This window comes from Streptomyces sp. BA2, assembly GCF_009769735.1.
Lineage (GTDB): Bacteria > Actinomycetota > Actinomycetes > Streptomycetales > Streptomycetaceae > Streptomyces.
Window position 1 is genome coordinate 8,228,324 of the sequence record NZ_WSRO01000002.1, and the last position, 25,958, is coordinate 8,254,281.

Sequence of the window (25,958 nt, forward strand, 5' to 3'; positions counted from 1 at the left end):
AGTCGGAGAGCATACGCACCCGGTCATCACAGGCAGCAGATTCAGTAATGCAGATTACTGACGTCATGGCTGAGAGTGGTACGCATGGCCCTCTGTCCGGCATACCGGACATCGACCCCACCGCACCGGCCGCTGCCCGCACCACTCCCGAACAGGCCGCACACCTGGCCCCCGCGGTCCGCGCACTGACCGCGGGCCTTGCCCAGCAGGCGGTCCACGCCCCCGGAGCCCTCACCGGCCGGTACGCGGCCGACGCGGCAGCCGCGCTGGCCCACTTGCTCGACCACGGCCGGGCAGAGGGCGGCTCGGGCCCCTGACGAGGCCGGTGGTTCACGCCCCCGGCAAGCACTCCTCGACCGCCGCGATGAGTCGCGCGGACCGCGCGTCGCCATGGCCGATCATCCGGTTCGCGGTGTAGGCGAAGCCCACGCCGAACTCATCGTCCCCGAAGGCGAATTGACCGCCCGAGCCGTCGTTGCCGAAGCTCCGCGCGCCCAGCATCGGCCGGAACCGCGGGGCGTCGAGCAGGAAGCCCGAACCCCAGCGGGCACCGAGGTCGGGGAAGCCCGACCAGGAGGGGCCCGCGGTGAGTTCGCGCAGCGCGTCGGTCACGGTGTCCCGGGTGAGCAGCCGCGCCGAGCCGTCGACTCCCGTCGCCGCGGCCGCGTACAGCGTCGCCAGTGAGCGCGCCGAAGACACCGCGCCCGCGCCGGGGATCTCGGCGCGCAGCAGCGCCGGGTCGTTCCAGCCGTGCGGTGCGTCGAGGCCGGGGAAGGCGAAGGCACCGTTCATCGTCACGATCCGCATGACCAGGGACTCGGGGTCGGGGTTCCCCGGCCTGCCCTCCGCCTCGACGAGCCGGGCCAGTTGGGCGACCTCCTTCTCGGGCAGGCCGATCCAGGTCCGCAGGCCGAGCCGGACGCCGATGGCCTCACGGAAGTACGCGCCCGGGGTGAGGCCGGTGACGCGGCGGATCAGCTCGCCGAGCACGAAGCCGAAGGTGTGCCCGTGGTACTCGTGGGCGGCTCCCGGCTCCCAGAGCGGCTTCTGCTCCTCGATCGCACGGACCACCGGCGTCCACCCGGTGATCTCGTCGAAGCTCAGGGTGCGGTCGAGAGCGGGCAGTCCGGCGCGGTGCGCGAGGATCATGCGCGGCGTGATCGCCTCCTTGCCGCCGCGTGCGAACTCCGGCCAGTGCAGGGCCACCGGAGCGTCGAGATCCAGGCGGCCCTCCTGGGCGAGGAGATGGACGCAGACGCTGACGACGCCCTTGGCGCAAGAGAAGACCGGGACGACCGTGTGCTCGTCCCACGGGCGCCCGGTCCGTTCGTCCGCGACGCCGCCCCACAGATCGACGACCTGGCGTCCATCGACGAACACCGCGACGGACGCGCCGAGTTCACCGAACTCGTCGAAGTTCCGCGAGAAGACGTCCGCGACCGCCCCGTACCGCTCGTCGGCCCACCCGCTGTACTCCATCGCGCTTCTCCTCCGTGCGTTGATCGACCGGAAGACGCTATGCGGCAAGGCTGGAGGACTCCAACGCATTTACGCGGAGGGGGGAGGCAGGGGGAGGCAGGGCCTCGGAGCGATCTCAGCGGGCGAGGAGGTCCCGCAGCGCATCGGCGACCTCGGCGGGCGCCTCCTCGGCCATGAAGTGGCCGCAGGTGACGGGGATGTGCCGCAGGTCCGGCGCCCAGGCGCCCCACAGGGATGGCGCGTCGAAGCCGAGCGCGGCGCCCCAGTCCTGTTGCAGCACTGCCACCGGCATCCGCAGCGTGCTGCCGGCGTCCCGGTCGGCCCGGTCGTGGTCGACGTCGATACCGGCGGAGGCACGGTAGTCGGCCACGATCGAGGGCACCGCGGCGCGACAGGCGCCCAGATAGGCGGCGCGCACGTCGGCGGGGATCGCCTTCGGGTCGTTCGTCCAGATGTCGAGGAAGTGGCCGAAGAACGCGTCCGGTGCGGCGGCGATCAACTGCTCGGGAAGGCCCGGGGGTTGGGCCATCAGATACAGGTGGAAGCCGACTGCGGCGGTGACGCCGTGCATCACGTCCCACATGTCCAGCGTGGGCAGCACGTCCAGGCAGGCCAGATGCGTGATCGTGCCGGGGTGGTCGAGTCCCGCGCGGAAGGCGACCAGGGCGCCGCGGTCGTGCCCGGCCAGCGCGAAGCGGTCGTGGCCGAGCGCGCGGGCCGCGGCGACGACGTCGGCGGCCATCGTGCGCTTGGAGTACGTGGTGCCGTCGGTCTCCGCGGGTTTGTCGCTCGCCCCGTAGCCGCGCAGGTCGGGGCAGATCACCGTGTGGTCCGCGGCGAGATCGGCGGCGACATGCCGCCACATCAGATGGGTCTGCGGGAAGCCGTGAAGGAGCACGAGCGGCGGGCCAGAGCCGCCGACGGCCACGTTCAGCGAGACGCCCTCGGAGACGTCCTCCGAGACGGGCACACGCCGGTAGCTGAAGTTCTCGATGGCAGGGGCGGCAGGGGGCATTTTCGCGTCCTTCGCGGTGGCGGAACTGGTGCTTCCGAGCCTGCGGGGCGCCAATGAGCATCCAATGAGCGCGCTACCGTGACCAGGGTCGATGTCCGTGGAAAGGGGGCTGCGTGCAGGTCACGTTCGGGGTGCTCGGGCCGGTGGCGGCCTGGGACGGTGCCGGGGACGCCGTCGCGCTGAAGGGGCCGCGGCACCGCGCGGTGCTCGCCCGGCTGATCGTCGCCCGCCGCCGCGTCGTCCCGGTCGCCCGCCTGGTCGACGACCTGTGGGTGGACCCGCCCCAGGACGCGGTCGGGGCCGTACGCACCTTCGTGGCCGCGCTGCGCCGCGCCCTGGAGCCGGAGCGCCCGCCCCGCACACCCGCCCGGCTGCTCGTCACCGAGGGCCCGGGGTACGCCCTGCGCGCCGAGCAAGGCGCGGTGGACGCCTGGCGCTTCGAGCAGGCCGTGACCGACGCCGCGACCCTGCCGCCGCGGGAGGCCATCGACCGCCTGGAGGAGGCGTTCGGGTGGTGGCGCGGCCCCGCCTACGCCGAGTTCACCGAGGAGGCCTGGGCCGGCGCCGAGCGCTCCCGCCTTGGCGAGCTGCGCCTGCACGCCGTCGAGCGCCGGGCCGAGGCGCGCCTCGACCTGGGACGTGCCGCCGACGCGGTGCCGGATCTCGACGCGCACGTGGCCGAGCACCCCTGGCGTGAGGACGCCTGGCGGCTCCTTGCCCTCGCGCTCTACCGCACCGGCCGCCAGGGCGACGCGCTCGCGGTCCTGCGCCGGGCCCGCGCGCTCCTGGTCGAGCAGCTCGGCGTGGACCCCGGCCCGGCCCTTCGCCGCCTGGAGGCGGACATCCTCGGCCAGGCCCGCCACCTCGACCCCGTGCCGTCACGGACCGGGGACGCGGCGGAACGGGTGTGGGCCCGGGCCACCACCGCCTACGACCGGACCGTGGCGTCCAGCGCCCGCGCCAGGCTGGACTCGACGGTGGGTCTGCTGCGCAACCTGGCGGTGACCGGAGGCGGCGGCCTCGAAGCGGCGCGCGAGCACCGCGTGGCGGCCATCGAGGCGGCGGAGGAACTGGGCGACGCGGAACTCACCGCCCGAGTGATCGGCGCGTACGACGTCCCGGCGATCTGGACCCGTGTCGACGACCCACGCCGGGCCGCACAGGTCGTGGCGGCGGCCGAACGCACCCTGGCCGCGCTCGGTCCTGACGCGCACCCGGCGGCGCGGGCCCGCCTCCTTGCCACGATCGCCCTGGAGTCACGCGGCACCCGATCGGCGCGCGGGCCCCAGGCCGCCCGCCAGGCCGAGGAGATCGCCCGCCGCATCGACGACCCCGGACTCCTCGCGTTCGCCCTCAACGGCCTGTTCATGCAGACCTTCCACCGCACGGGTCTGGCCGCTCAGCGGGACGCGATCGGCGCCGAACTCGTCGCCCTGTCCACCCGGCACGGGCTCGCCACCTACGAGGTCCTCGGCCACCTCATCCGCCTCCAGGCCCGCAGCGCGCTCGCGGACTTCCCTGGCGCCGACGGCCACGCGGCGGCCGCGGACCTCCTGGCGGAGCGTCACGAGCTGCCGCTGGTGGGCGTGTTCACCCACTGGTACGCGGCGCTGCGGCTCGCCGCCACCGGCCGGGCCCCGGCAGCCGAGACCGCCTACCGGAAAGCCGCGGCGCGACTGGACGGCGCGGGCATGCCCGGCCTGGAGCGCGGACTGCTGCCGCTGGCCCTGCTGTCCCTGGACTGCGGGCCGCAGGCTTCCACCGACGTACGAATCGGTCGAGGCCTGGACGAGAGCACGGACTGGGGGCCCTACGAACCCTGGGCCCGACCCCTCGTGCTGCTGACCCAGGGCCGCCGCGGCGACGCGGCAAAGGCGCTGCGCCTGCTCCCCGACCCGCCCCGCGACCTGATGCTCGAAGCCCTCTGGTGCCTGGCGGGGCGTGCGGCGATCGCCGTGGACGACCGGGAGACGATGGAGCGCGCCCATACCGAACTGACGTCGGCCTCCAGGGAGTTGGCGGGAGCGGGCAGCGGCCTGCTCACCCTGGGCCCGGTCGCCCGCCACCTCGACGACCTGGCCACAGCGCTCCGCCGCCGCAGGTGAGCGCCCGGGAGCGTTCCGAACAGGACTAGCCCTTGCGGGTGTTGACCTCGTCGGTGAGCTGGGGGACGACGTCGAAGAGGTCGCCGACCATGCCGTAGTCGACCAGGTCGAAGATCGGGGCCTCGGCATCCTTGTTGATCGCCACGATCGTCTTCGAGGTCTGCATGCCCGCCCGGTGCTGGATCGCGCCCGAGATGCCCGAGGCGATGTACAGCTGCGGCGAGACGCTCTTGCCGGTCTGGCCGACCTGGTTGGAGTGCGGGTACCAGCCCGCGTCCACCGCGGCGCGCGAAGCGCCCACGGCCGCGCCCAGGCTGTCGGCCAGGGACTCGATGAGGTGGAAGTTGTCCGCGCCGTTCACCCCGCGCCCACCGGAGACCACGATCGCGGCCTCGGTCAGCTCCGGACGCCCGGTCGACTCACGCGGCGTGCGCCCGGTCACCTTGGTGCCGGTGGCCTGCTCCGAGAAGGAGACGGCGAGGGCCTCGACGGCGCCCGCTGCCGGGGCCGCCTCCACGGCGGCCGAGTTCGGCTTGACCGTGATGACCGGAGTGCCCGTGGAGACACGCGACTTGGTCGAGTAGGACGCGGCGAACGCGGACTGCGTGGCGACCGGGCCCTGGTCGGAGGCCTCCAGGTCGACGGCGTCGGTGATGATGCCGGACTTGATGCGCACCGCCAGACGGGCGGCGATCTCCTTGCCCTCGGCGGACGACGGCACCAGCACCGCGGCCGGGGACACCGCGTCGTAGGCGGCCTGCAGCGCGTCCACCTTCGGCACCACCAGGTACTCGGCGAACTCGGCGGCATCGGCGGTCAGGACCTTGACCGCACCGTGCTCGGCCAGCACCCCGGCCGTCTCGGCGGCACCGGCACCAAGCGCCAGCGCGACGGGCTCACCGACCCGGCGGGCCAGCGTCAAAAGCTCCAGGGTGGGCTTGCGGACAGAGCCGTCCACGTGGTCGACAAAGACGAGAACTTCAGCCATGACTCTTCCAATTTCCGTGACGTGTCAGCGAATCGGGGGACTAGAAGGGGACTAGATGAACTTCTGGCCCGCGAGGAACTCGGCGAGCTGCTTGGCGCCATCGCCCTCGTCCTTGACGATCGTGCCCGCGGTGCGCGCGGGACGCTCGGTGGCCGATTCGACCTTCGTCCAGGCACCCTCCAGGCCCACTTCCTCGGCCTCCAGGTCGAGGTCGGAGAGGTCCCAGGACTCCACCGGCTTCTTCTTCGCCGCCATGATCCCCTTGAACGAGGGGTAGCGGGCCTCGCCCGACTGGTCGGTCACCGACACCACCGCCGGAAGCGAGGCCTCCAGCTGCTCACTGGCCGCGTCACCGTCCCGACGGCCCTTGACCACACCGTCCGCCACCGCCACCTCGGACAGCAGCGTCACCTGCGGCACCCCCAGACGCTCGGCCAGCAGCGCCGGCACCACGCCCGCCGTGCCGTCCGTGGACGCCATGCCCGAGATCACCAGGTCATAGCCGGCCTTCTCGATCGCCTTGGCCAGGACAAGCGACGTACCGATGATGTCCGTGCCGTGCAGGTCGTCGTCCTCGACGTGGATCGCCTTGTCGGCGCCCATGGACAGCGCCTTGCGCAGCGCGTCCTTGGCGTCCTCAGGACCCACCGTCAGCACGGTGATCTCCGCGTCGTCCGCCTCGTCGGCAATCTGCAGGGCCTGCTCGACCGCGTACTCGTCGAGCTCCGACAGCAGGCCGTCCACGTCGTCACGGTCGACGGTCAGGTCATCGGCGAAGTGCCGGTCGCCGGTGGCGTCAGGCACGTACTTCACGGTGACAACGATCCTCAAGCTCACGCCGGCTCTCCTACCTGGTGTGGTTCGTTATGACGACGGTATGGCACTCAGTACCCCCTGTAAAGGTACGTAGTGCCAGACGGGCCTTCTCGATGCTACGTTCCCCGCATGACTGAGGCGCGCGGACCAGCGAAGAAGGCCCCCATGCGGGAGGTGCTCGCCAAGGCGGCGTTCCAGCTGTTCCTGGAGCGCGGCTTCGAGCAGACCACGGTGGACGACATCGTGGCGCGGGCCGGGGTCGGGCGCCGCTCCTTCTTCCGGTACTTCCCGTCCAAAGAGGACGCGGTCTTCCCCGACCACGAGCGCTGCCTCGCCGACATGACGGCCTTCCTCGAAGCGGCCGACGGCGTCGATCCGGTGGACGCCGTGTGCGACGCGGCCCGGATCGTGCTGCGCATGTACGCCACGAACCCCGAGTTCTCCGTGCAGCGCTACCGCCTCACGCAGGAGGTCCCCGGCCTCCGTACGTACGAACTCTCCGTGGTGCGCCGCTACGAACGCACCATGGCCGGCTACCTCCGCGGCCGATACGACGGGGCCGAGGACGGCTCCCTGCGCGCCGAGGTGATCGCCGCCGCCGTGGTCGCCGCGCACAACAACGCCCTGCGCTCCTGGCTGCGTTCGGGCGGCGAAGGCGACGCCGAGGCGGCGGTGGACCATGCGCTCGGGCTCGTGCGGGAAGGGTGGGGGAGCGGCGCCACCAGCGGAGACGTAGCCGACGACGTCCATGAAGAGGTCGTCGTCATGGTGGTCTCTAAGCGCGCGCCCATGTGGCGCGTGGTGCAGCGCGTCGAGTCCGCCCTCGGCCAGGAATCAGACTGAGTAGCACTCAGTACCTTTACCTCCTGGCACTCAGTGCCATATGGTGCGGATGCGTCGACGCCGAGCGCGGCGCATCCGAGCCGAGTGCAGGTCGAATGCAGGGGGTCGAGTCGTGTCCCAGCAGGAATTGAGCATCGCGCCGACAGAGCACGAGCGAACCGGCATGATCTACCAGCGCTGCCGATGGTGCGGCACCGCGTCCTTCCGGCGCATGCTGTGTCCGGTGTGCGCGTCCAGTGATCTGGCCCCCGAGCACAGCGACGGCGAAGGCGTCGTCGTCCAGTCCAGCGTGGTCAACCGCTACACGGGCACCGCACGCAACGAATCCCTCGTCCGCTTCCCCGAAGGGTTCGTGTTCCGCTGCCGTGTCGTGGGTGCCTCGCCGCACCTCGTGTGGGTCGGCGCGCGCGTGCGGCCCGTGGCCGGGTCCGATCCGGAGACCGGTGAGGCCGTCTTCGAGCTCTGCGAGACGCACACGAGCGCCGACTGGTAGTGCCTTCTTCGCTTTATGCGGATCAGGCGACGCAGGCGGAGCCCGCTCAGTTGACGCCGCGCTCGCGACCCTCCCAGTAAGGCCCGCGCAGCTTGTACTTCTGGAGTTTTCCGGTGGCCGTGCGGGCCAGTTCGTCGCGGAACTCCACCGAGGTCGGCGCCTTGAAGCCGGCGAGGTTGTCCTTGCAGTGCCGGATGAGCTCCTCCTCCGTGGCGTGTGCGCCGGAGGCGAGGACGACCAGCGCCTTGATGGTCTCGCCCCACTTCTCGTCCGGCACCCCGATGACCGCGACCTCGGCGACCGCGTCATGGCTGAACAGCACGTCCTCCACCTCGATCGATGACACGTTCTCACCGCCGGTGATGATGACGTCCTTCTTGCGGTCACTGATCGTCAGATGGCCGTCCGCGCCGATCGACCCGCCGTCGCCCGTGTGGAACCAGCCGCCCTCCAGCGCCTGAGCCGTCTCCTCCGGCTGCTCCCAGTACCCCTCGAGGATCACGTTCGAGCGGGCGAGCACCTCGCCCTCGTCCGACGTGCGCAGTGTGACGCCCAGGGCGGGCGCCCCGGCCTGGACCAGCTTCTCCGCGCGCTGCTGCGGGGTGAGACCGTCCCACTCGGCGCGGGTGCGGTTGATGGTGAGCAGGGGAGAGGTCTCGGTGAGCCCGTAGATCTGGATGAACTCCCAGCCCAGCTCCGACTCGACCTGTTCGACCGTCTTGGTGGGCGGCGGAGCTCCCGCGACGATGATGCGCACCCGGTCCCGCCCCGGGATCTCGCCCTCCCACGACCGCGCGGCGGCAAGGACCGCGTTGACCACGGCCGGCGCCGCGCACATCACCGTGACGCCGTGCTCGGCCACCCGGCGCAGGATCTCCGCGCCGTCCACCTTGCGCAGCACGATCTGGCGCGCGCCCATGCCGGACATCGCGAAGGGCATGCCCCAGCCGTTCGCGTGGAACATCGGCAGGGTGTGCAGATAGACGTCCCGGTCCGTGACCCCGGCGTGCAGCGCGAACGTCAGGGCGTTCACCCAGATGTTGCGGTGCGTGATCTGAACGCCCTTGGGGCGCGCGGTCGTTCCGCTGGTGAAGTTGATGGTCGCGGTGGCGTTCTCGTCGTGCTGCCAGGGCTCGGGCTCGGTGTCGAACCGGTACAGCTCCGCGTCGGCCCGCGCCCCGAGCGTGAAGCGGTGTTTGCAGGTCACCTCCGAGAGGCGGTCCTCCAGTTCGGGGTCGACCAGCAGGACGCTCGCCCCCGACTGCGCGACGATGTAGCTCACTTCGTCGGCCGAGAGGCGGAAGTTGACCGGCACGAGGACCCGGCCGTGGCCGCTGACGCCGAAGAACGACGTCAGCAGCCGTGCGCTGTTGGGCGAGACCACCGCGACCCGTGCGCCGTGCGGCACCCCGAGCGCGTCGAGACCGGCGGCCTGGGCCCGCGCCAGCTCGCCCACGCGCCGATAGGTGAGCCCTTCCCAGGGCTCGGCCGGCTGATCGGGCTCGTCGACGATGCCGACCCGGTCCCCGTACACGGCCGTGGCGCGGTCCAGAAAATCAAGGGCCCCGAACGGGACGAACATCCTGGCCTCCCGAAGCTCAGTCGATGTACGCCTATCCGACCATGCCCCACGGGAAACGGGACCCCCGACGCCTCCTCATCCGTCAGCCGTCACCCGGCCGTCTCCGGCGCCTCCTGAAGCCGTCGCAAGGACGCCACCAGCTGATCCACCTCCTCTGACGTGTTGTAGAGGGCAAGTGAGGCGCGGGCTGCCGACTCCAGGCCGTAGTGGGCGAGCGCGGGCTGGGCGCAGTGGTGGCCCGCGCGGATGGCGATGCCGTCGCGGTCGAGCCAGTCCGCGATGCCCGCCGGATCATGGCCCGCGAGGGTGAACGTGAGGACCGCGATCCGCTCGGGCGCCGAACCAAGGACATCCAGGCCGGGCACCGTGGACAGGGCCTGTTGCGCGTACGTCATGAGCGAGGTCTCGTACGCGGCGACGGAGTTCCGGTCGAAGGACGTGAACCAGTTCAGCGCCGCAAGCAGGCCGACCACGCCCGAGATGTGGCCCGTTCCGGCTTCCAGGAGGTGCGGGACCGGCGCGAACGTGGTCCGCGTGAAGTCGACCGACTCGATCATGTTGCCGCCGCCCTGCCACGGCCCCATGGACTCCAGGATCTCCGGCTTGGCGTAGAGCGCGCCGATGCCGGTCGGGGCGAAGAGCTTGTGCCCCGAGAAGGCGTAGAAGTCGGCGTCCAGATCCGTCACGTCGACCGGGAAGTGCGCGACGGCCTGCGCCCCGTCCACCAGGACCTTCGCGCCGTACCGGTGCGCGAGGGCGGTCATCTCCTTCACGGGCGGGACGGTGCCGAGCACGTTCGACGCGTGGCTGACGGCGACGAGTTGCGTGCGGGACGAGAGGAGATCGGCGTAGGCGTCCTGGTCGATGGCGCCCTCGGGGGTGAGGGGTATCGGCACGACCCGGGCGCGGGTCTCCTTCGCGATCAACTGCCACGGCACGATGTCGGAGTGGTGCTCCAGGACGGCCACCAGAATGTCGTCCCCGGGGCCGAGGTTGGCCCGCCCCCAGCTCTGGGCGACGAGGTTGATGGCCTCGGTCGTGCCGCGTACGAAGACGATGTCGTCCGGCGACCCCGCCCCGAGGAACCCGGCGACCGCGGCCCGCCCCGCCTCGTACATCTGGGTCGCCTCGCGCGCCATGGTGTGCGCGCCCCGGTGGATGTTGGAGTTCGCGGTGCCGTAGAAGGCGCCGAGCGCCTCGATGACCTGGCGCGGCTTCTGCGTGGTGGCGCCGTTGTCGAGCCACACGAGGGGGTGGCCGTTGACGGTGCGGTGCAGGATCGGGATGTCCTGGCGGGCCGACTCGGGGGAGAACCCCGGGGGTTGGAGCTGCGGGAGCGAGCCCGCGCCCGGGGCGGCAGTCGTCGGCGGCTCCGCGGCACTCGTCGGAAGCCCCGGAGCACTGACCGGAAGCCCCGGATCACTCACCGGCAGCCCCGGTGCGACGCCCGCCCCTCGCGCCGTGAGGTCAGGAATAGTCATGGTAGTTGGACACCTCGACGTTCTGCAGGACGGCGATGGCGTCCTCGACCAGGACCGCGGTGTTGAAGTACGCCGTCATCAGGTACGACGTGATGCCCTTCTGGTCGACGCCCATGTTCCGCATGGACAGGCCCGGTTCGACCTCGTCCGGGACGCCCGCCGGACGCAGCCCCACCACGCCCTGCTCGGCCTCGCCCGTTCGCATCAGCAGAATCTCGGTCGTGCCGAGTCCGGCACCCATGCTGCCCGAGAACCGCACCTTGTCCGACGGAAGCAGCGGAACACCCCGCCAGGTCAGGAGCGGGCTGCCGAAACGGTTGTCCGTCACCGGGGGAACGCCACGCCGCGTACATTCCCGGCCGAAGGCGGCGATCGCCCTGGGGTGGGCCAGGAAGAAGCCGGGCTGCTTCCAGACCCGCGTCAGGAGCTCGTCCAGGTCGTCGGGGGTGGGGGCGCCGGTGCGCGACTGGACCCGCTGCCCGGCGGAGACGTTGTGGAACAGGCCGTGCTCCGGGTGGTTGAGGAGCGAGGACTCCTGCCGTTCCCGCAGCGCCGCGATGGTGAGGTTGGACTGCGCGCGGGTCTGGTCGATGGGCCCGTTGTAGAGGTCGGCGACCCGTGTGTGCACGCGGAGCACCGTCTGCGCGAGCGTCATGTGGTACTCGCGCGGTGCGTCCTCGTAGTCGACGAACGTCCCCGGCAGATCCGGCTCCCCGACATGCCCCGCGGTCAGATCCACCGGCACCTCGGTGCCGGGCGCCATGGTGTCCCCCTCGCAGTACGCGGTGATCGCACCCCCCAGCGCCTCGTCCCGGTCGGCTATCCGCGCCAGCGCACTGCGCTCCGCGCAGAGCGCCACACCCGGGGTGAGCGCCTTGACGCGGTAGGGCATCTCCTCGGTCCGGGTCCATGCGCCGAGGTCGAAGAACTGGCCGTCGCCGATGACTTCGAGCAGCGCGTCCTCGCCGTACCGCCCGGTCACCCGCTTCTCGGCCCTGCCCCGCACGATCACCCACAGCCGGTCGGCGGCGTCGCCCTCCTGGGCGAGGACCTGCCCGGCATCGAAGGTGACCTCGGTGAAGGCACCGGCCAGCTCCGCGAGCGCCGCGTCGTCGGCGTCACGGAGGTAGGAGATCTCGCGTAAGTCGCCGGGCACGACGCGCTGCGAGCCGCTCTCCTCGTACGTGGTGATGCGGTCGTCGCCGAGCACGAACGTCCTGCGGCGGTTCACCCGGTAGGTGCCCGACTCGACGTCCACCCAGGGCAGGGCGCGCAGCAGATAGCGCGGGGTGATGCCGCGCATCTGCGGAGTGGTCTTGGTCGTCGTCGCCAGTTGCCGTGCGGCATCCGGACCGAGTGCGAGCCGGTCGTTCACTGGAACCTCCTGGAAGAACGGTCATTCTTGGGCTGCCGCGATGGCATTGCTGCCGCGATGGCATTCGGCGCCGATCGTCTTCGCGTTGTTCCGTGTCCGCAAGTGGTCGTTTTTCAGGGATAGTTGAGAAAAGGCCGGAAATGAACGAACAGTTGGCCTCGCACCGGCGCACCACCCTTCCAGTGCTCCGCCGGAAAATCCCTCCACAGCAGATATCAGGCTCAAATCATCCCAATACCGGAGCCAAGTGCCCCTGAAAGGAGCGCTTATGGCTCGGGTGACGGGGCGGGGAGTCGGGCAGGATGGTTCCGGTGCGGCCGGTGAGAGCGGCCGCCGGACGAAGGGTGCAGCGATGACGGACTCGGACCCTGGGCGGCTCACCATCTCGCGGGCGACGCTCGACGACTGGCAGGTCGTCAGCGGATGGGCGGCGGACGAGGGCTGGAACCCGGGTCTGCGGGACGCCCCGTCCTTCTTCGCGCAGGACCCCGACGGATTCTTCATCGGCCGCGTCGACGGTGAGCCGGTCTCCGCGATCTCGGTCGTGAACTACGACGACGTGTACGCCTTCCTGGGCTTCTACCTCGTCCGCCCCGACGTGCGCGGCCTCGGCTACGGACTCGCCACCTGGCGGAAGGCTCTCGCCCACGCGGGAAAGCGCACCGTCGGCCTCGACGGCGTGGTCGCCCAGCAGGACAACTACCGCCGCTCGGGCTTCGAGCTCGCCCACCGCACCATCCGGTACGCGGGCCCCGTGCCCGGAGGTGCCCCAAGAGCCGCACGGGTCCTGCCGGTCGAGGCCGCGGGCCTGCGGGCGATCACCGCGTACGACGCCGCGAGCTATCCCGCCGACCGCCCGCGCTTCCTGGAATCCTGGCTGACCGCTCCCGGGCACCGTGCCCTCGCCCGGATCGTCGACGGCCGCGTCACCGGTTACGGCGTGCTCCGCCCGGCCCGGGGCGCGCTGCGCGTCGGGCCCCTGTTCGCGGACTCGCGCGCCGACGCGGAGGAGCTCTTCGACGCGCTGACGGCGGAGACGGACGGGATGCCCGTCGTCATCGACGTCCCCGAGTCCCAGCCGCATGCCGTCGCCCTGGCGGAGACGCGCGGCATGAAGCCCACGTCCGAGACCGCCCGCATGTACACAGGACCGGTGCGGGACCTGGCCGAGGAGCGGATCTTCGGTGTGACCACGCTCGAACTCGGCTGACGTACGGAGGCCGGGCCCCCGGGCCCGGCCCTCCTCTCCGCAGAGCTGCCGCTACGTGATCGTCAGCCTCTTCTTCGCCTCGGCCTCGGAGCTGTTGCCCACGTAGATGTCCACCGCCCCCTCCTCGACACGGAACTCGCCGCTCTCCGCGTTCGTCCAGAACCCGAAGTCGTCGGCGCCGAGCTGGAAGCGGACGGTCTTCGACCTGCCGGCCTTCAACGTCACCCTGCGGAATCCGCGCAGCTTGCGCACCGGCTGCGTGATGCTCGCTGCGATGTCGTGGACGTACAGCTGGACCACCTCGTCCCCCGCGCGCTCGCCCGTGTTGCGGACGGTGACCGAGACCTCCAGGGTGTCGCCCTCGCGCAGCGCCCGCGCCGGCACGCGGTCGCGGCTCAGCTTCGGCTCGCCGATCTCGAAGGACGTGTACGAGAGACCGTGGCCGAAGGTGAACTGCGGGTCAGGGGGCAGGTCGAGGTACTTGGACGTGTATTTGTTGTCCGCGGCGTAGGGGCGGCCCGTCGACTCGTGGTTGTAGTGGACGGGGATCTGGCCGACCGTCCGCGGGAACGAGACGGGCAGCTTGCCGCCCGGATTGACCTCGCCGAACAGCACGTCGGCGATCGCGTTGCCCGCCTCGAGTCCCGGGTGCCAGGCCTCGAGGACGGCGGGTGCGGACTTCAGCCAGCCGCCGACGGTCAGCGGGCGCCCGTTGACCAGGACCACCACGAACGGTTTGCCCGTCGCGGCGATCGCCTCGATGAGCTTCTCCTGCCCGCCCGGCAGGCTGATGTCACCGCGCGCGGCAGCCTCGCCGCTCATCGCCGGGGGCTCGCCGACCACGACGACGGTGACGTCCGCACGCCTGGCCGCGGAGACCGCCGCCGGGATACCGCTGGTGTCCTTGCCCTCGGGGTCGACGCCCTTCGCGTACGTCACCTTCGCCCGCGGAGCGGCGGCCTTCACCGCGGCGAGGACCTTGCCCGAGGGGAAGTTCTTCGCCGCGCCGGGGAACGTCCACGTGCCGAGCAGGTCGTCGGAGTCGCCGAACGGCCCGACGACCGCGATCGACCCGGTGGACTTCTTGAGCGGGAGCGCCTTGCCGTCGTTCTTCAGGAGCACCATCGAGCGGGCGGCGGTCTCGCGGGCCGCTTCGCGGGCCTCGGCGGACGGCTTGTCGATGGCGGCGCCCTCGTCGACATACGGATGGTCGAAGAGCCCGAGCGCGAACTTCAGGCGCAGGATCCGCGCGACCGCTTCGTCGAGGCGCTGCTCTCTGATCCTGCCGCTGCTCAGCAGCTTCTTGCCGTGCTTGGCCAGGTCCGTGCTCGCCATCTCCATGTCGACGCCGGCGTTCAGCGCGAGACGGGCCGCGTCGGCGCCGTCCTCGGCGAAGCCGTGCGCGACGAGTTCGTCGACGCCGTTCCAGTCGCTGACGACGAAGCCGTCGAAGCCCCACTCCCTGCTCAGTACGTCGGTGAGCATGTGGGAGTTGCCGTGGGCCGGGACGCCGCTGATGGTGTTGAAGGAGGCCATCACCGTGGCCACGCCCGCGTTCAAAGCGGCCTTGAACGGCGGCAGATAGTGATTGCGCAGCCGCGACTCCGACACGTCGACCGTGTTGTAGTCCCGGCCGCCCTCGGCCCCGCCGTACGCGACGAAGTGCTTGGCGCAGGCGGCGATCCGGTCCTTGGCGTCGAGCCCCGAACCCTTCTCGCCCTTCCCGTCCTTGCCGCCCTTGCCGCCCTTCCCGTCCTTCTCGCCCTGGTAGCCCTCCACCTTGGCCACCGCGAACGCCGTCGTGAGGTACGGGTCCTCGCCGCAGCCCTCGGCGATCCGGCCCCAGCGCGGCTCGTGCGTGACGTCCATCATCGGCGAGAACGTCCAGTGCACGCCGTTCGAGCGGGACTCCTTCGCCGACACCTCGGCGTCCCGCCTGCTGACCTCCGGGTCGAAGCTCGACGCCTGGGCGAGGGGGATCGGGAACGTGGTCCACAGGCCATGGATGACATCGAGCCCGAAGAGCAGCGGAATGCCGAGCCGGGACTCCTCCACCGCGATGCGCTGAAGGGCGTTGCTGCTCTTGGCGCCGAAGATGTTCAGGACAGAACCGAGCCGTCCGGCGCGCGCCGCGTCCTCGACGTCCTTCGTCTCGCTGCCGCCGGGGCCGGTGCTTACGGCCCAGGGGAGTTGCTGAAGCTGACCGAGCTTCTCTTCGACAGTCATACGGTCGAGCAGCTGCTGGATCTCCGGGTGGAGGGGGCTCGTGGGACTCGGGCGTTGCGGCGCGGCCTGGGCGATCCCGGTGCCCGCGGCGGTGAGGCCGCCTCCGGCGACGGCTGTGCCGCCGATCGCGGACAGCAGAGTACGCCTTCGTAGCTCTCGCATGTGTTCGCCTTCTCGCATCAGGAAGTCGACAACCTCTGTGATGGCCACAAGAGTTGAAGCGAAAGTACGTTCCTGTTACATGTGGGTCAAGGGATGGGACAGGGACGCGCGGGAGTCTCGTTTCGATGATGTGACCCCAGGTACTTGACCTCAAGGAAGCTTGAGGTTCTACGTTCCTCTCATGAGCATGGAAACGACAGCCTGGATCCAGCTGCACAGCGTGATGAACGCCGAGCAGGACCGCCGTCCCTTCGCCCGCGCCACCTTGCGCCGCATCGGGACCTTCGCCCGCCCGCACAAACGCCGCATCGTCTACTTCGTTCTCCTGAGCGTCATCACCGCGCTGCTCGCGGTGGCGACCCCTGTCCTGGCCGGCAGCGTCGTGGACGTGATCGTCAAGGACGGCGACTCCTCGCTCGTCGTCCGGTACGCCCTGCTCATCGCCGCCATCGCCGTCGCCGAGGCCGCCTTCGGCCTCCTGGGCCGCTGGCTCTCGGCGAACCTGGGGGAGGGGCTCATCCTCGACCTGCGGACGGCCGTCTTCGACCACGTACAGCGCATGCCCGTCGCCTTCTTCACCCGCACCCGCACCGGCGCGCTCGTCAGCCGCCTCAACAACGACGTGATCGGCGCCCAGCGCGCGTTCAGCAACACGCTCTCCGGCGTCGTCGGCAACGTGGTCACGCTGCTCCTGACCCTGGCCGTGATGCTGACGCTCTCGTGGCAGATCACGCTCCTCGCGCTGGTCCTGCTGCCCGTCTTCATCGTGCCCGCTCGCCGCATGGGCTCCCGGATGGCGAAGCTCCAGCGCGAGGCCGCACACCACAACGCGGCGATGGGCACGCGCATGACCGAGCGCTTCTCCGCTCCGGGCGCAACCCTCATCAAGCTCTTCGGGCGTCCGGGCGCCGAGTCGGATGAGTTCGCCACGCGGGCCCGCCGGGTGCGGGACATCGGTGTCCGCACGGCCATGGCACAGTCCACGTTCATCACCGCGCTCACGCTGGTCTCGGCCCTCGCCCTGGCCCTCGTCTACGGCCTCGGCGGCTACTTCGCCCTGAACGGCACCCTGGAAGCGGGCGCCATCGTGTCCCTCGCCCTGCTCCTGACCCGCCTCTACGCACCGCTGACCTCCCTGGCCGGAGCACGTGTCGAGGTCATGAGTGCGCTCGTCAGCTTCGAGCGGGTCTTCGAGGTCCTCGACCTGAAGCCGCTGATCGACGAGAAGCCGGACGCACGTGAGGTCCCCTCGGGCCCGGTGGCGGTGGAGTTCGACGACGTCCGCTTCGGCTACCCGTCCGCCGACAAGGTCTCCCTGGCCTCACTCGAAGAGGTCGCTTCCCTCGACACCCGGGGCGGTGAAGAGGTCCTGCACGGGCTCTCCTTCCGTGCCGAGCCGGGCCAGACCGTGGCGCTCGTCGGATCGTCCGGCGCGGGCAAGTCGACGATCGCGCAACTGCTTCCCCGGCTGTACGACACGGACGGCGGGGCCGTACGCATCGGCGGGGTCGACGTCCGCGACCTCTCGGCGGCGTCCATGCGCCAGACCATCGGCATGGTCACCCAGGACGGCCACCTCTTCCACGAGTCGGTCCGCGCCAACCTGCTGCTCGCCCGCCCCGGGGCCACCGAGGACGACCTGTGGGACGCCCTGCGCAGGGCCCGCCTCGAAGCCCTCGTACGCTCCCTGCCCGACGGCCTCGACACCGTGGTCGGCGAGCGCGGCTACCGCCTCTCCGGCGGCGAGCGCCAGCGGATGACCATCGCCCGTCTGCTGCTCGCCCAGCAGCGTGTGGTCATCCTCGACGAAGCCACGGCGCACCTCGACAACACCTCGGAGGCGGCGGTCCAGGAAGCGCTCGCCGAGGCGCTGGAGGGCCGCACCGCGATCGTCATCGCGCACCGGCTCTCGACGGTGCGGTCCGCCGACCAGATCCTCGTCGTCGAGGCCGGGCGGATCGTGGAGCGCGGGACGCACGAGGAACTGCTCGTGGTGGGGGGCCGGTACGCGGAGCTGTACCGCACTCAGTTCGCGGGGAAGTCGGAGGAGGCACTGGCGGCGTAGGAGCGTGGCTCATCTCCGGCTTCTCCGGTCCCGCCCCGTCGGTCCACGACGGGACGGGACCCCTTCTTGTTCCTCGGCTTCCTCGGCTTCCCCGAGTTGTTCGCCTGCGACCGCCGCGGCGAGACCGAACGCGAGCGCGTAGCCGGTCTCCGCGTACAGGATCCGGTCCTCGTCCGAGTCGTCCACCACGTGCCGGGCACGTGTGGCGGGGGCCGCGGCGCCGGGCGAGGAGCCCGCCGAGCGGTCCGCAGGCAGCGCCGATGAGGCCCTGCGGCACCAGGAACACCGCGGCGCCGACGATGCTCATCCCGAAGCCGTAGCCGAGCGACGACGGTGTCTGGACCAGCATCGGCATCGCGAATGCGCCGCCGGTGCCATCACCAGGCAGGTGCCCTGCACTGCCGGGGCCGGCGAGCAGCAGGGTCGCACCACCGCTCGTCGGCTCAACCAACCTGCTCGCACTGGGAGTTCAGGTTCTAACGCACTTGCGTTGAAGGGGTAAGGCCCACACACTGGCCGACGTGACCGACGTGACCGACCCCCACCAGCACCCCGGCTCCACCCGGGTGCGGCTCATCGAGACCGCGGAGCGGCTGTTCGCCGAACGCGGCATCCACGCGGTGTCACTGCGCGAGATCGCCGCGGCGGCCGGACAGCGCAACACCTCGGCCGTCGCCTACCACTTCGGGGACAAGCGGGGCCTGGTCACCGCCGTGTACGCACACCGGCTCGGGCCGACCAACGAAGGGCAGCTGCGCCGCTTGGCCGCGCTCGACGCGGAAGGCCGCGGCACGGAACTGCGCGGCCTCGTCGAGGTGTTCGTACGGCCCATGGCCGACCGGTTGGCCCGGGCCGCGCCCGGGCGCAGCACACCGCCCGCACCGCCCAGCTACTTCCTCCGCTTCGTCGCACAGGCCCTGTACGTCGAGGACATCGCCCCCTACGACCTGGCGGCCGAGACCTGGACCCGTGCGCTCCACGACCTCTATACCCGCATCGACACGTGCCTCGCCGAGCTCCCCGGCCCGGTCCGCGCCGACCGGTGGCGCGTCTTCGTCGGGCTCACCCTGCACACGCTCGCCGACCACGAACGCGCCCTGCAGCACGGCGCGGCCCGTCCGGGACTCCGCACGGACCTGCTCGTCGCGAACCTCGTCGACGCCGCCGTCGCCGTCCTCACGGCACCCATCAGCCCCGCGACCAGCGCCGTCCTTGGGCGCCCCTGGCCACCCACCCCCGCGTGAACCGGAGGGACCGATGCCCGACCCCATCCACCCGGCAGAGCCACGCCCCGCCCCGGGCGCCCCGGACGTCGTCGTCATCGTCCTCGACGACCTGGGATTCGCCCAACTCGGCTGCTACGGCTCAGACATGGCCACACCCCACATGGACCGCCTCGCCGCCGACGGGGTGCGCTTCAACCGCTTCCACGTCACCGCGATGTGCTCCCCGACCCGCGCCAGTGTGCTGACGGGCCGCAATCACCACGCCGTCGGCATGGGCTTCCTCGTCGACCTGCCGATCGCACACCCCGGATACACCGCGCGGCTGCCGAAGTCCGCCGCGCCGTTGCCCCGCGTGCTGCGCGACGCGGGCTATTCCACGCTCGCCGTCGGCAAGTGGCACCTCACGCCCCGCTGGGAGCGCACCGCGTCGGGGCCGTTCGACCGCTGGCCGCTCGGCTACGGCTTCGAGCGCTTCTACGGATTCCTGCAAGGCGACACCAACCACTACGCCCCGCACCTCGTGCGCGACAACCACTACACCGAGCCCCCGGCGGGCCCCGACGACGGCTACCACCTCAGCGAGGACCTGGCCGACTCGGCGATCCGCATGATCCTCGACCAGAAACAGGCCACCCCCGACAAGCCGTACTTCCTCTACTTCCCGCTCGGCGCGACGCACGCCCCGCACCATGTGCCCCGCGCCTGGAGCGACTGCTACCGGGGCCGGTACGACCAGGGCTGGGAGCATTGGCGCGAGGAGACGTTCGCCCGGCAGACCGCCATCGGCGTAGTGCCGGATGGCACGGAGCTCTCGCCCCGCCCGCCCTGGATCCAGGACTGGCGGGAGCTGGCCGGGGACGAGCGGCGGGTCTTCGCGCGCATGCAGGAGGTGTTCGCGGGGTTCCTCACCCACACCGACGCCCAGATAGGACGCCTCACCGACTTCCTGCGCCGCACCGGACGCCTCGACAACACCCTCGTCCTGATCCTCTCCGACAACGGGGCAAGCGCGGAGGGCGGCAGCCTCGGCACCCTCAACGAACACCGGTTCACGGCCCGTTCGGGCGACAGCGCCGCCCGCAACCTCGCCGCGCTCGACGACTGGGGAGGCCCTTCGACCTACCCGCACTACGCCTGGGGCTGGGCGTGGGCGGGCAACACCCCGCTGCGGCTGTGGAAGCGCTACACCTGGCTCGGCGGCACCCGCGCCCCGCTCATCGCCCACTGGCCGCGCCGCTTCCGGGACGCGGGCGCCATCCGCTCCGGGTTCGCGCACGCGGTCGATCTCATGCCGACGATCCTCGACGCCTGCGGGGTCCGAGCGCCCGCGGAGGTCGACGGCGTGCCCCAGCAGCCCGTCGACGGCCGCAGCCTGCTGCCCGTCCTCGACGACCCACGCCGTCAACTGCCCGCCCCCACCCAGTACTTCGAGATGCTGGGCTCCCGCTCGCTCGTGCACGGCGAGTGGAAGGCGACCACCGACCACGTCTCCTCCGGGGTCGCTGACGAGGAACGCCTCCTGCCCGGCAGCCGCGACTTCGCGGCGGACTGCTGGTCGCTCTTCCGGCTCACCGACGACTTCGCGGAGGCACGCGATGTGGCCGGGGAGCACCCCGACGTCGTACGGAAGCTGGCCGCACTGTGGGACGAGGAGGCCGCACGCAACCACGTACTGCCCCTGGACGACCGCATGCAGGAACGCCTCACCGCGATGATCCCGCCCGCCTGGCCGCCGCCCGCCCGCGCGGCCTACGTGCCGGGCGGCGCCCCTGTCCACGACGAGGCGCTGCCCCTGCTCTTCGGCGGGTTCACCCTGACGGCCGACGTGGAGGTGCCGGACGGCACGGTGGCCGCCGGGGTGCTGTGCGCGCTCGGCGACCTCAACGGCGGATTCGTCCTCTACGCCCGGGAGGGCCGCCTCACCTTCGCCTGCTCCCGCGCCGGGGACCTGGACCGACTGGTGGCGACCGAGCGGCTCACCGCGGGCAGGCACCGGGTGGGTGTGCGGTTCGACGCGGGGCACCAGAAAGCGGACGACGGGAGATTCAGCCTCTGCGTGGACGGCGAGGACGTGGCGAGGGCCGCGCTCGGGGGCCCGTTCCCGTACACCTTCCAGCACGGGGGCGCGGGGCTGCGCATCGGCCACGACCGGGGGCTTTCGGTGGACGCGGAGTGCTACCGCCCCCCGTTCCCCTGGCGGGGAACCCTGCACGAGGTGGTCATCGACACCACGTCCGCGCGATCGGAGCGGAAGCGGCTCGCGGACGAGGAACTGCGGGCGGCGCTGCACAGCGACTGACCGAGGCGGACCCCTATGCGGCGGGCTCCCACACGAATCCGTCCGGGTCGGTGAAGGCCCCGGCGTCGCCGCCGATCGTGAGCCGGTGCGACCCGCTGCCCTCCGGCGGAACACCTGCCACCTTGGCAAGGCCGCGACGCCCGTACAGCGACAACTTCACGGAACCCCCAGACCCGTCGAACTCGACGTACTTGCTGCCGAAGCTCTTCGCGACCGTGAGGCCGCGGTCGACGTAGAACCGCTTCGTCGCGGCCATGTCGGAGACGCCCAGCAGAAGAACGATCTCGTCGATCTGCCGGCTGTCCGGGCCGGTGTCCTTCTTCGACGAGCTCGCGAGCTGCCAGATCGTCCCGTCAGGGGCCTGTACGACGGCGCCGTAGCCCCACATGGACTTCTTGGCGGGCTTCAGCTCAGTGGCCCCGGCCTTCAGCGCGGCGCCGGCCAGACCGTCGACGATCGATGGCTGCGAGACCACGAGCGACACCGTGAACCCCCGGAAGCCGGACGTGGCCGCCTCCGAGGCCCGCAGCCGTACTTGCTTGCCCAGCCCGAAGGCGTCCGCGTAGAAGCGCTCGGCGCCCGCGGGGTCGGCCACCTCAAGGGTGATGCATTCGATGGAAGTCGTGGAAGTCATGGAATTCACGCTAGGCGCGGGCCGGTGACCGGCGCTTCTTGAATCCTGACCGGTCTCACGCAATCGGTCTCACAAAATTTCCCGGCCACCGCCCCTGGGCCGGACGCCGAAACATTTGTAGGCTGCGAGCACAGCCCTTGACCTGCAATAACGCAGGCAGGGAGCCTACCTCCCGGAGTGCCTTCATGCTGCGCACCATGTTCAAGTCCAAGATCCACCGCGCCACGGTGACCCAGGCGAACCTGCACTACGTAGGCTCCGTCACCATCGACGCCGACCTCCTCGACGCCGCCGACCTGCTGCCCGGCGAGCTCGTGCACATCGTCGACATCACCAACGGCGCCCGCCTGGAGACGTACACCATCGAGGGCGAACGCGGCAGCGGCGTCATCGGCATCAACGGAGCGGCCGCGCACCTCGTGCACCCCGGCGATAGGGTGATCATCATCAGCTACGCCCAGGTCGACGACGCCGAGGCGCGCACCCTGCGGCCCAAGGTCGTGCACGTCGACGGCGTCGACGGCGCGGTCAACCGCATCGTGGCCCTCGGCGACGACGCGGCAGCGCCGGTGCCGGGCGCCGACGACATGGCGCGCAGCCCGCATGCGGTGCAAGCCCTCCAGGAGAGCCGATGAGCAGTGGGATCGAGATCCGCGACGACCGGGCGCGCGGCGCCCTCGAAGCGCGCGCGGACGGTGAAGTCGTCGGCCATATCGCCTACTTCACGCTGGACGCGCCCGAGCCCGCCCTGGTGCCGGTGCACACCGAAGTGGTGCCCGCCCACGAGGGCGAGGGCATCGCGGGATCGCTGGCCAGGGAGCTGTACGCGATGGCGGCGCGGGAAGGCGTCGCCGTCGCGCCCCTGTGCCCGTACGTCGTGAAGTGGGCCGAGCGGCACCCCGAGGAGGCGCCCGTAGCCTCCGGAGAGCTGGTCAGCGCCGCCCTGGACAAGGTGAAGTCGGACCCGGCCGCATGGTGAACGCGACGCTCGCCCTGCTGCACACCTCTCCCGTGCACGTCCCTGTCTTCGAGGGGCTGCGGGACGAGGATCACCCGGGGTTCGAGCTGCGTCATCTCGTCCACGAGGATCTGCTGGCGCGCGCCCGTGCCGAGGGTCCCGACGCGGTGGCCGACGACATCGAGGAGCTCCTGGTGCGGACCGTCGCCGAGGGGGCGGGCGTCGTGCTCTGCACCTGCTCGACCATCGGCGCCGTCGCCGAAGCCCGCGCCGCCGCCGTCGCCGTCCCCCTCGTGCGGGTCGACCGGCCCATGGCGGCCGCCGCCGTCGCCGCGGGGCGGTCCGTCGCCGTCGTCGCCACGCTGGAGAGCACCCTGGCGCCGACCCGCGCGCTGGTCGAGGAGGAGGCCGCCCAAGCCGGGCGGCAGGTCGACGTCACGACGGTCCTGGTGAAAGGCGCCTGGGAGCGGTTCGAAGCCGATGACAGGGAAGGCCACGTACGCCTGATCGCGGATGCCGTCGATGCCCTGGAGGGCGTCGACTCCGTCGTCCTCGCCCAGGCGTCCATGGCGGACGCGGCGGACCGCGCCACCCTCCCCGTACCGGTCATCTCCAGCCCGCGCCCCGGCCTTCGCGCGGCTGTTCTCCAGTGCGGTGGCGACAGCAAGTCGTAGGGTGACAGCGGGGGTTGAGTGACCGCTCGGCTCCCGCGCACCCCTTCGACCGCACACCTCACAGGAGCGGACATGGCGCAGCAGGACGAAGAGGCCGTGATCAGTCCCACCGGCTGGGTGGCCGCGCAGGCCCGCCTGTACGAGGAGTCGGGCGGCACGAAGGGCGCCGGGGTGCAGGGTGTTCCCTGCCTGCTGCTCGACTACCGCGGACGGCGCACGGGACAGTTGCGCCGCACCGTACTGATCTACGGCCGCGACGGCGACGACTACCTCATCGTGGCCTCGAACGGCGGCGCCGACGAGCACCCCCTGTGGTACCGCAACCTCGTCGACGAGCCCGGCGTACGGCTCCGCGTGGGCGCCGAGGAGCGGTTCGCCGCCCGCGCCGAGACCCTGTCGGCCGAGGACAAGGCCAGGGTCTGGCCGAGCCTCGTCGAGCTGTTCCCCCTCTATGCGGACTACCAGGCCAAGACGGATCGCGACATCCCCGTCATGCGGCTCAGGCGCACCCAGAACTGAGGTCGGACGGCACGAGGACGCGTGGACTCGGCAGGCGTGGGCACGCGAGGCGGGAGAGAGTGGACACGACCGATCTCCGACCCCCATGGAGGAGACATGACCGTCCCGTACCCCGACCCCACGCCACCCAGCCCGATCCCCGACCCGGGCGGGCCCAACCCGATGCCGGACCCCGAGCGCCCCACGCCCGGCCCGGGCCCGGGCCCCGGCCCCGTGCCGCGGCCGACGCCTGACCCGCCGCCGACCCCGCTCCCGCCGCCGGGACCGGAGCCCGAGACCGAGCCGAAGCCGGTCTGACGGCGGGGGAGGCCGACAGGCCCCAGGGCCTGTCGGCGGATCAGGGTCGGACAGGCCCTAGGCCCGCACTTCCGAGCGGTCCCCGCCCCACAGGGTGTGGAACGAGCCCTCGCGGTCCGTACGCCGATAGGTGTGCGCCCCGAAGTAGTCCCGCTGCCCCTGCGTCAGCGCGGCCGGAAGACGGTCAGCGCGCAGCGCGTCGTAGTAGGCGAGGGCCGCCGAGAAGCCCGGCGTGGGGACACCCTGCCGGGTGGCCGCGACCAGGACCGCGCGCCAGTCGTCCTGGGCCGCACCGATCTCCTGCGCGAACGTCTTGTCCGAGAGCAGGCTCGGCAGATCCGCGCGCGCGTCGTACGCCGCGCGGATGCGGTCCAGGAAGGCGGCGCGGATGATGCAGCCGCCGCGCCAGATGGCGGCGACCGAGCCCAGGTCGATGTCCCAGCCGTACTCCTCGCTGCCCGCGGCGACCTCGTGGAAGCCCTGCGTGTACGACACGATCTTCGACGCGTACAGCGCCTGCTCCACCTGGTCGGCGAAGGCCGCCGCCTCGGCCTCGCCCAGCGGACGCGCCGTCGGACCCGCCAACTCCTTTGACGCGTCCCGCAGTTCGGAGTGTCCCGAGAGGGAGCGGGCGAACACCGCCTCCGCGATGCCCGACACCGGAACACCCAGGTCGAGGGCGATCTGCACGGTCCAGCGGCCGGTGCCCTTCTGCTCGGCCCGGTCCTGGACGACGTCCACGAACGGCTCGCCCGTCGCGGCGTCCACGTGCTTCAGGACCTCGGCCGTGATCTCGATCAGGTAGGAGTCGAGGCGGCCGGTGTTCCAGGTGCGGAAGATGTCCGCGATCCGCGCGGGGGAGTAGCCCGCCACATCGCGCAGGAGCTGATACGCCTCGGCGATCAGCTGCATGTCCGCGTACTCGATGCCGTTGTGCACCATCTTCACGAAGTGCCCCGCGCCGTCCGGGCCGACGTGCGTGACGCACGGCGAGCCGTCCTCGGCCTTCGCCGAGATCTTCTCCAGCATCGGGCCGAGAGAGGCGTACGACTCCTCGGAGCCGCCCGGCATGATGCTCGGACCGAGCAGCGCGCCCTCCTCGCCGCCCGAGACACCCGTGCCGACGAAGTGGATGTCCTGCTCGCGCAGTTCACGCTCGCGGCGCCGGGTGTCCGCGAAGTGCGCGTTGCCGCCATCGATGATCATGTCGCCCGGCTCCATGAGCGGCGCGAACTCCTTGATGACGGCGTCGGTGGGCTCGCCCGCCTTCACCATGATGACGAGGCGGCGCGGGCGCTCAAGGGCCGCGACGAACTCCTCGGCGGTCTCGGTGGCGATGAACTCGCCTTCGTGGCCGAACTCCTCGACCAGTGAATGCGTCTTGGCCGCCGTGCGGTTGTGCAGGGCGACGGTGTAGCCGTTGCGTGCGAAGTTACGGGCCAGATTGCGCCCCATGACCGCGAGGCCCGTGACACCGATCTGGGCTGACGTGCTGCTCATGCAGTGGCTCC

General features: G+C 71.3%; 23 protein-coding genes. 13 read left to right on the top strand and 10 right to left on the bottom strand.

Annotated elements, in window-relative coordinates:
- Nucleotides 1-65 precede the first annotated feature (65 nt).
- On the top strand, nt 66-317 hold the full coding sequence (locus E5671_RS39450; RefSeq protein ID WP_160509018.1) for a hypothetical protein: 252 nt from the start codon (nt 66-68) through the stop codon (nt 315-317).
- A 13-nt stretch (nt 318-330) separates the two neighbouring features.
- On the opposite strand, the gene E5671_RS39455 is transcribed toward E5671_RS39450, so the two are convergent.
- The gene (locus tag E5671_RS39455; RefSeq protein ID WP_160509019.1) at nt 331-1,479 is read right to left on the bottom strand and encodes a serine hydrolase domain-containing protein; all 1,149 of its coding nucleotides are present in this window, start codon (nt 1,477-1,479) and stop codon (nt 331-333) included.
- 115 nt (nt 1,480-1,594) lie between these two features.
- Nucleotides 1,595-2,494: an alpha/beta fold hydrolase gene (locus E5671_RS39460; RefSeq protein WP_160509020.1), complete on the bottom strand. Its 900-nt coding sequence runs from the start codon at nt 2,492-2,494 to the stop codon at nt 1,595-1,597.
- A 113-nt stretch (nt 2,495-2,607) separates the two neighbouring features.
- Here E5671_RS39460 and E5671_RS39465 point away from each other — a divergent pair, with 113 nt between their 5' ends.
- Nucleotides 2,608-4,599: a BTAD domain-containing putative transcriptional regulator gene (locus E5671_RS39465; protein WP_160509021.1), complete on the top strand. Its 1,992-nt coding sequence runs from the start codon at nt 2,608-2,610 to the stop codon at nt 4,597-4,599.
- A gap of 25 nt (nt 4,600-4,624) precedes the next feature.
- Here E5671_RS39465 and E5671_RS39470 read toward each other — a convergent pair whose 3' ends face one another.
- Entirely contained in the window at nt 4,625-5,587 is a 963-nt protein-coding gene (locus E5671_RS39470; RefSeq protein WP_160509022.1) for an electron transfer flavoprotein subunit alpha/FixB family protein, read from the bottom strand.
- Nucleotides 5,588-5,638: 51 nt separating this feature from the next.
- Nucleotides 5,639-6,424, bottom strand: coding sequence for an electron transfer flavoprotein subunit beta/FixA family protein (locus E5671_RS39475; protein WP_160509023.1), 786 nt, complete (start codon nt 6,422-6,424; stop codon nt 5,639-5,641).
- 108 nt (nt 6,425-6,532) lie between these two features.
- Between E5671_RS39475 and E5671_RS39480 the strand changes: the two genes are divergently transcribed.
- Together E5671_RS39480 and E5671_RS39485 are read left to right on the top strand one after the other, a co-directional pair.
- Entirely contained in the window at nt 6,533-7,246 is a 714-nt protein-coding gene (locus tag E5671_RS39480) for a TetR family transcriptional regulator (protein WP_160509024.1), read from the top strand.
- 163 nt (nt 7,247-7,409) lie between these two features.
- On the top strand, nt 7,410-7,739 hold the full coding sequence (locus E5671_RS39485) for a Zn-ribbon domain-containing OB-fold protein (RefSeq protein WP_237330912.1): 330 nt from the start codon (nt 7,410-7,412) through the stop codon (nt 7,737-7,739).
- Nucleotides 7,740-7,785: 46 nt separating this feature from the next.
- Here the strand turns inward: E5671_RS39485 and E5671_RS39490 are convergent, their stop codons facing one another.
- The 3 genes from E5671_RS39490 to E5671_RS39500 form a co-directional block, all read right to left on the bottom strand.
- The gene (locus tag E5671_RS39490) at nt 7,786-9,321 is read right to left on the bottom strand and encodes an AMP-binding protein (protein WP_160509026.1); all 1,536 of its coding nucleotides are present in this window, start codon (nt 9,319-9,321) and stop codon (nt 7,786-7,788) included.
- Between the two features lie 89 nt (nt 9,322-9,410).
- On the bottom strand, nt 9,411-10,802 hold the full coding sequence (locus E5671_RS39495) for a cysteine desulfurase (protein WP_160509027.1): 1,392 nt from the start codon (nt 10,800-10,802) through the stop codon (nt 9,411-9,413).
- Nucleotides 10,789-12,177, bottom strand: a complete 1,389-nt coding sequence (locus E5671_RS39500; protein ID WP_160509028.1) for a family 2B encapsulin nanocompartment shell protein — start codon at nt 12,175-12,177, stop codon at nt 10,789-10,791. Before E5671_RS39500 ends, E5671_RS39495 begins: the two co-directional genes overlap by 14 nt.
- Nucleotides 12,178-12,529: 352 nt before the next feature.
- On the opposite strand from E5671_RS39500, the gene E5671_RS39505 reads away from it, so the two are divergent.
- Entirely contained in the window at nt 12,530-13,387 is an 858-nt protein-coding gene (locus tag E5671_RS39505; protein WP_160509029.1) for a GNAT family N-acetyltransferase, read from the top strand.
- A 51-nt stretch (nt 13,388-13,438) separates the two neighbouring features.
- Here the strand turns inward: E5671_RS39505 and E5671_RS39510 are convergent, their stop codons facing one another.
- Entirely contained in the window at nt 13,439-15,613 is a 2,175-nt protein-coding gene (locus E5671_RS39510) for a glycoside hydrolase family 3 N-terminal domain-containing protein (protein ID WP_443032810.1), read from the bottom strand.
- 349 nt (nt 15,614-15,962) lie between these two features.
- Here E5671_RS39510 and E5671_RS39515 point away from each other — a divergent pair, with 349 nt between their 5' ends.
- The 3 genes from E5671_RS39515 to E5671_RS39525 all read left to right on the top strand — a co-directional run bounded on the left by E5671_RS39515 (nt 15,963) and on the right by E5671_RS39525 (nt 21,365).
- Nucleotides 15,963-17,840, top strand: a complete 1,878-nt coding sequence (locus tag E5671_RS39515; RefSeq protein ID WP_160510709.1) for an ABC transporter ATP-binding protein — start codon at nt 15,963-15,965, stop codon at nt 17,838-17,840.
- A gap of 521 nt (nt 17,841-18,361) precedes the next feature.
- Complete coding sequence (locus tag E5671_RS39520) at nt 18,362-19,084, top strand: TetR family transcriptional regulator (RefSeq protein WP_160509031.1); 723 nt, start codon at nt 18,362-18,364, stop codon at nt 19,082-19,084.
- A 13-nt stretch (nt 19,085-19,097) separates the two neighbouring features.
- Nucleotides 19,098-21,365, top strand: coding sequence for an arylsulfatase (locus tag E5671_RS39525; protein WP_160509032.1), 2,268 nt, complete (start codon nt 19,098-19,100; stop codon nt 21,363-21,365).
- A gap of 13 nt (nt 21,366-21,378) precedes the next feature.
- On the opposite strand, the gene E5671_RS39530 is transcribed toward E5671_RS39525, so the two are convergent.
- Nucleotides 21,379-21,999 carry a glyoxalase gene (locus E5671_RS39530; protein WP_160509033.1) on the bottom strand — a complete coding sequence of 207 codons (621 nt, stop codon included), beginning with the start codon at nt 21,997-21,999 and terminating at the stop codon, nt 21,379-21,381.
- Nucleotides 22,000-22,184: 185 nt separating this feature from the next.
- On the opposite strand from E5671_RS39530, the gene panD reads away from it, so the two are divergent.
- The 5 genes from panD (at nt 22,185) to E5671_RS39555 (ending at nt 24,447) form a co-directional block, all read left to right on the top strand.
- Nucleotides 22,185-22,634 carry an aspartate 1-decarboxylase gene (gene panD / locus E5671_RS39535; protein WP_160509034.1) on the top strand — a complete coding sequence of 150 codons (450 nt, stop codon included), beginning with the start codon at nt 22,185-22,187 and terminating at the stop codon, nt 22,632-22,634.
- Nucleotides 22,631-22,978: a GNAT family N-acetyltransferase gene (locus tag E5671_RS39540; protein ID WP_160509035.1), complete on the top strand. Its 348-nt coding sequence runs from the start codon at nt 22,631-22,633 to the stop codon at nt 22,976-22,978. Before panD ends, E5671_RS39540 begins: the two co-directional genes overlap by 4 nt.
- Nucleotides 22,972-23,631, top strand: coding sequence for an aspartate/glutamate racemase family protein (locus E5671_RS39545; RefSeq protein WP_160509036.1), 660 nt, complete (start codon nt 22,972-22,974; stop codon nt 23,629-23,631). Before E5671_RS39540 ends, E5671_RS39545 begins: the two co-directional genes overlap by 7 nt.
- Before the next feature lie 72 nt (nt 23,632-23,703).
- Entirely contained in the window at nt 23,704-24,150 is a 447-nt protein-coding gene (locus tag E5671_RS39550; protein WP_160509037.1) for a nitroreductase family deazaflavin-dependent oxidoreductase, read from the top strand.
- Nucleotides 24,151-24,246: 96 nt separating this feature from the next.
- Complete coding sequence (locus E5671_RS39555; protein ID WP_160509038.1) at nt 24,247-24,447, top strand: hypothetical protein; 201 nt, start codon at nt 24,247-24,249, stop codon at nt 24,445-24,447.
- 57 nt (nt 24,448-24,504) lie between these two features.
- Here the strand turns inward: E5671_RS39555 and gndA are convergent, their stop codons facing one another.
- Nucleotides 24,505-25,947 (bottom strand): NADP-dependent phosphogluconate dehydrogenase, encoded by a 1,443-nt coding sequence (gndA, locus tag E5671_RS39560; protein WP_160509039.1) that lies wholly within the window; start codon nt 25,945-25,947, stop codon nt 24,505-24,507.
- Between the last annotated feature and the right edge of the window lie 11 nt (nt 25,948-25,958).

What these genes read in the sequence shown, in the direction of transcription:
- E5671_RS39525 (WP_160509032.1), top strand. Translation starts at nt 19,098, where the DNA reads ATGCCCGACCCCATCCACCCGGCAGAGCCACGCCCCGCCCCGGGCGCC.
- E5671_RS39510 (WP_443032810.1), bottom strand. Translation starts at nt 15,613, where the DNA reads ATGACTGTCGAAGAGAAGCTCGGTCAGCTTCAGCAACTCCCCTGGGCC.
- gndA (WP_160509039.1), bottom strand. Translation starts at nt 25,947, where the DNA reads ATGAGCAGCACGTCAGCCCAGATCGGTGTCACGGGCCTCGCGGTCATG.
- E5671_RS39550 (WP_160509037.1), top strand. Translation starts at nt 23,704, where the DNA reads ATGGCGCAGCAGGACGAAGAGGCCGTGATCAGTCCCACCGGCTGGGTG.
- E5671_RS39485 (WP_237330912.1), top strand. Translation starts at nt 7,410, where the DNA reads ATGATCTACCAGCGCTGCCGATGGTGCGGCACCGCGTCCTTCCGGCGC.
- E5671_RS39530 (WP_160509033.1), bottom strand. Translation starts at nt 21,999, where the DNA reads ATGACTTCCACGACTTCCATCGAATGCATCACCCTTGAGGTGGCCGAC.
- E5671_RS39450 (WP_160509018.1), top strand. Translation starts at nt 66, where the DNA reads ATGGCTGAGAGTGGTACGCATGGCCCTCTGTCCGGCATACCGGACATC.
- E5671_RS39545 (WP_160509036.1), top strand. Translation starts at nt 22,972, where the DNA reads ATGGTGAACGCGACGCTCGCCCTGCTGCACACCTCTCCCGTGCACGTC.
- E5671_RS39470 (WP_160509022.1), bottom strand. Translation starts at nt 5,587, where the DNA reads ATGGCTGAAGTTCTCGTCTTTGTCGACCACGTGGACGGCTCTGTCCGC.
- E5671_RS39555 (WP_160509038.1), top strand. Translation starts at nt 24,247, where the DNA reads ATGACCGTCCCGTACCCCGACCCCACGCCACCCAGCCCGATCCCCGAC.
- E5671_RS39505 (WP_160509029.1), top strand. Translation starts at nt 12,530, where the DNA reads ATGACGGACTCGGACCCTGGGCGGCTCACCATCTCGCGGGCGACGCTC.
- E5671_RS39490 (WP_160509026.1), bottom strand. Translation starts at nt 9,321, where the DNA reads ATGTTCGTCCCGTTCGGGGCCCTTGATTTTCTGGACCGCGCCACGGCC.
- E5671_RS39495 (WP_160509027.1), bottom strand. Translation starts at nt 10,802, where the DNA reads ATGACTATTCCTGACCTCACGGCGCGAGGGGCGGGCGTCGCACCGGGG.
- E5671_RS39515 (WP_160510709.1), top strand. Translation starts at nt 15,963, where the DNA reads ATGGAAACGACAGCCTGGATCCAGCTGCACAGCGTGATGAACGCCGAG.
- E5671_RS39540 (WP_160509035.1), top strand. Translation starts at nt 22,631, where the DNA reads ATGAGCAGTGGGATCGAGATCCGCGACGACCGGGCGCGCGGCGCCCTC.
- E5671_RS39480 (WP_160509024.1), top strand. Translation starts at nt 6,533, where the DNA reads ATGACTGAGGCGCGCGGACCAGCGAAGAAGGCCCCCATGCGGGAGGTG.
- E5671_RS39455 (WP_160509019.1), bottom strand. Translation starts at nt 1,479, where the DNA reads ATGGAGTACAGCGGGTGGGCCGACGAGCGGTACGGGGCGGTCGCGGAC.
- E5671_RS39460 (WP_160509020.1), bottom strand. Translation starts at nt 2,494, where the DNA reads ATGCCCCCTGCCGCCCCTGCCATCGAGAACTTCAGCTACCGGCGTGTG.
- panD (WP_160509034.1), top strand. Translation starts at nt 22,185, where the DNA reads ATGCTGCGCACCATGTTCAAGTCCAAGATCCACCGCGCCACGGTGACC.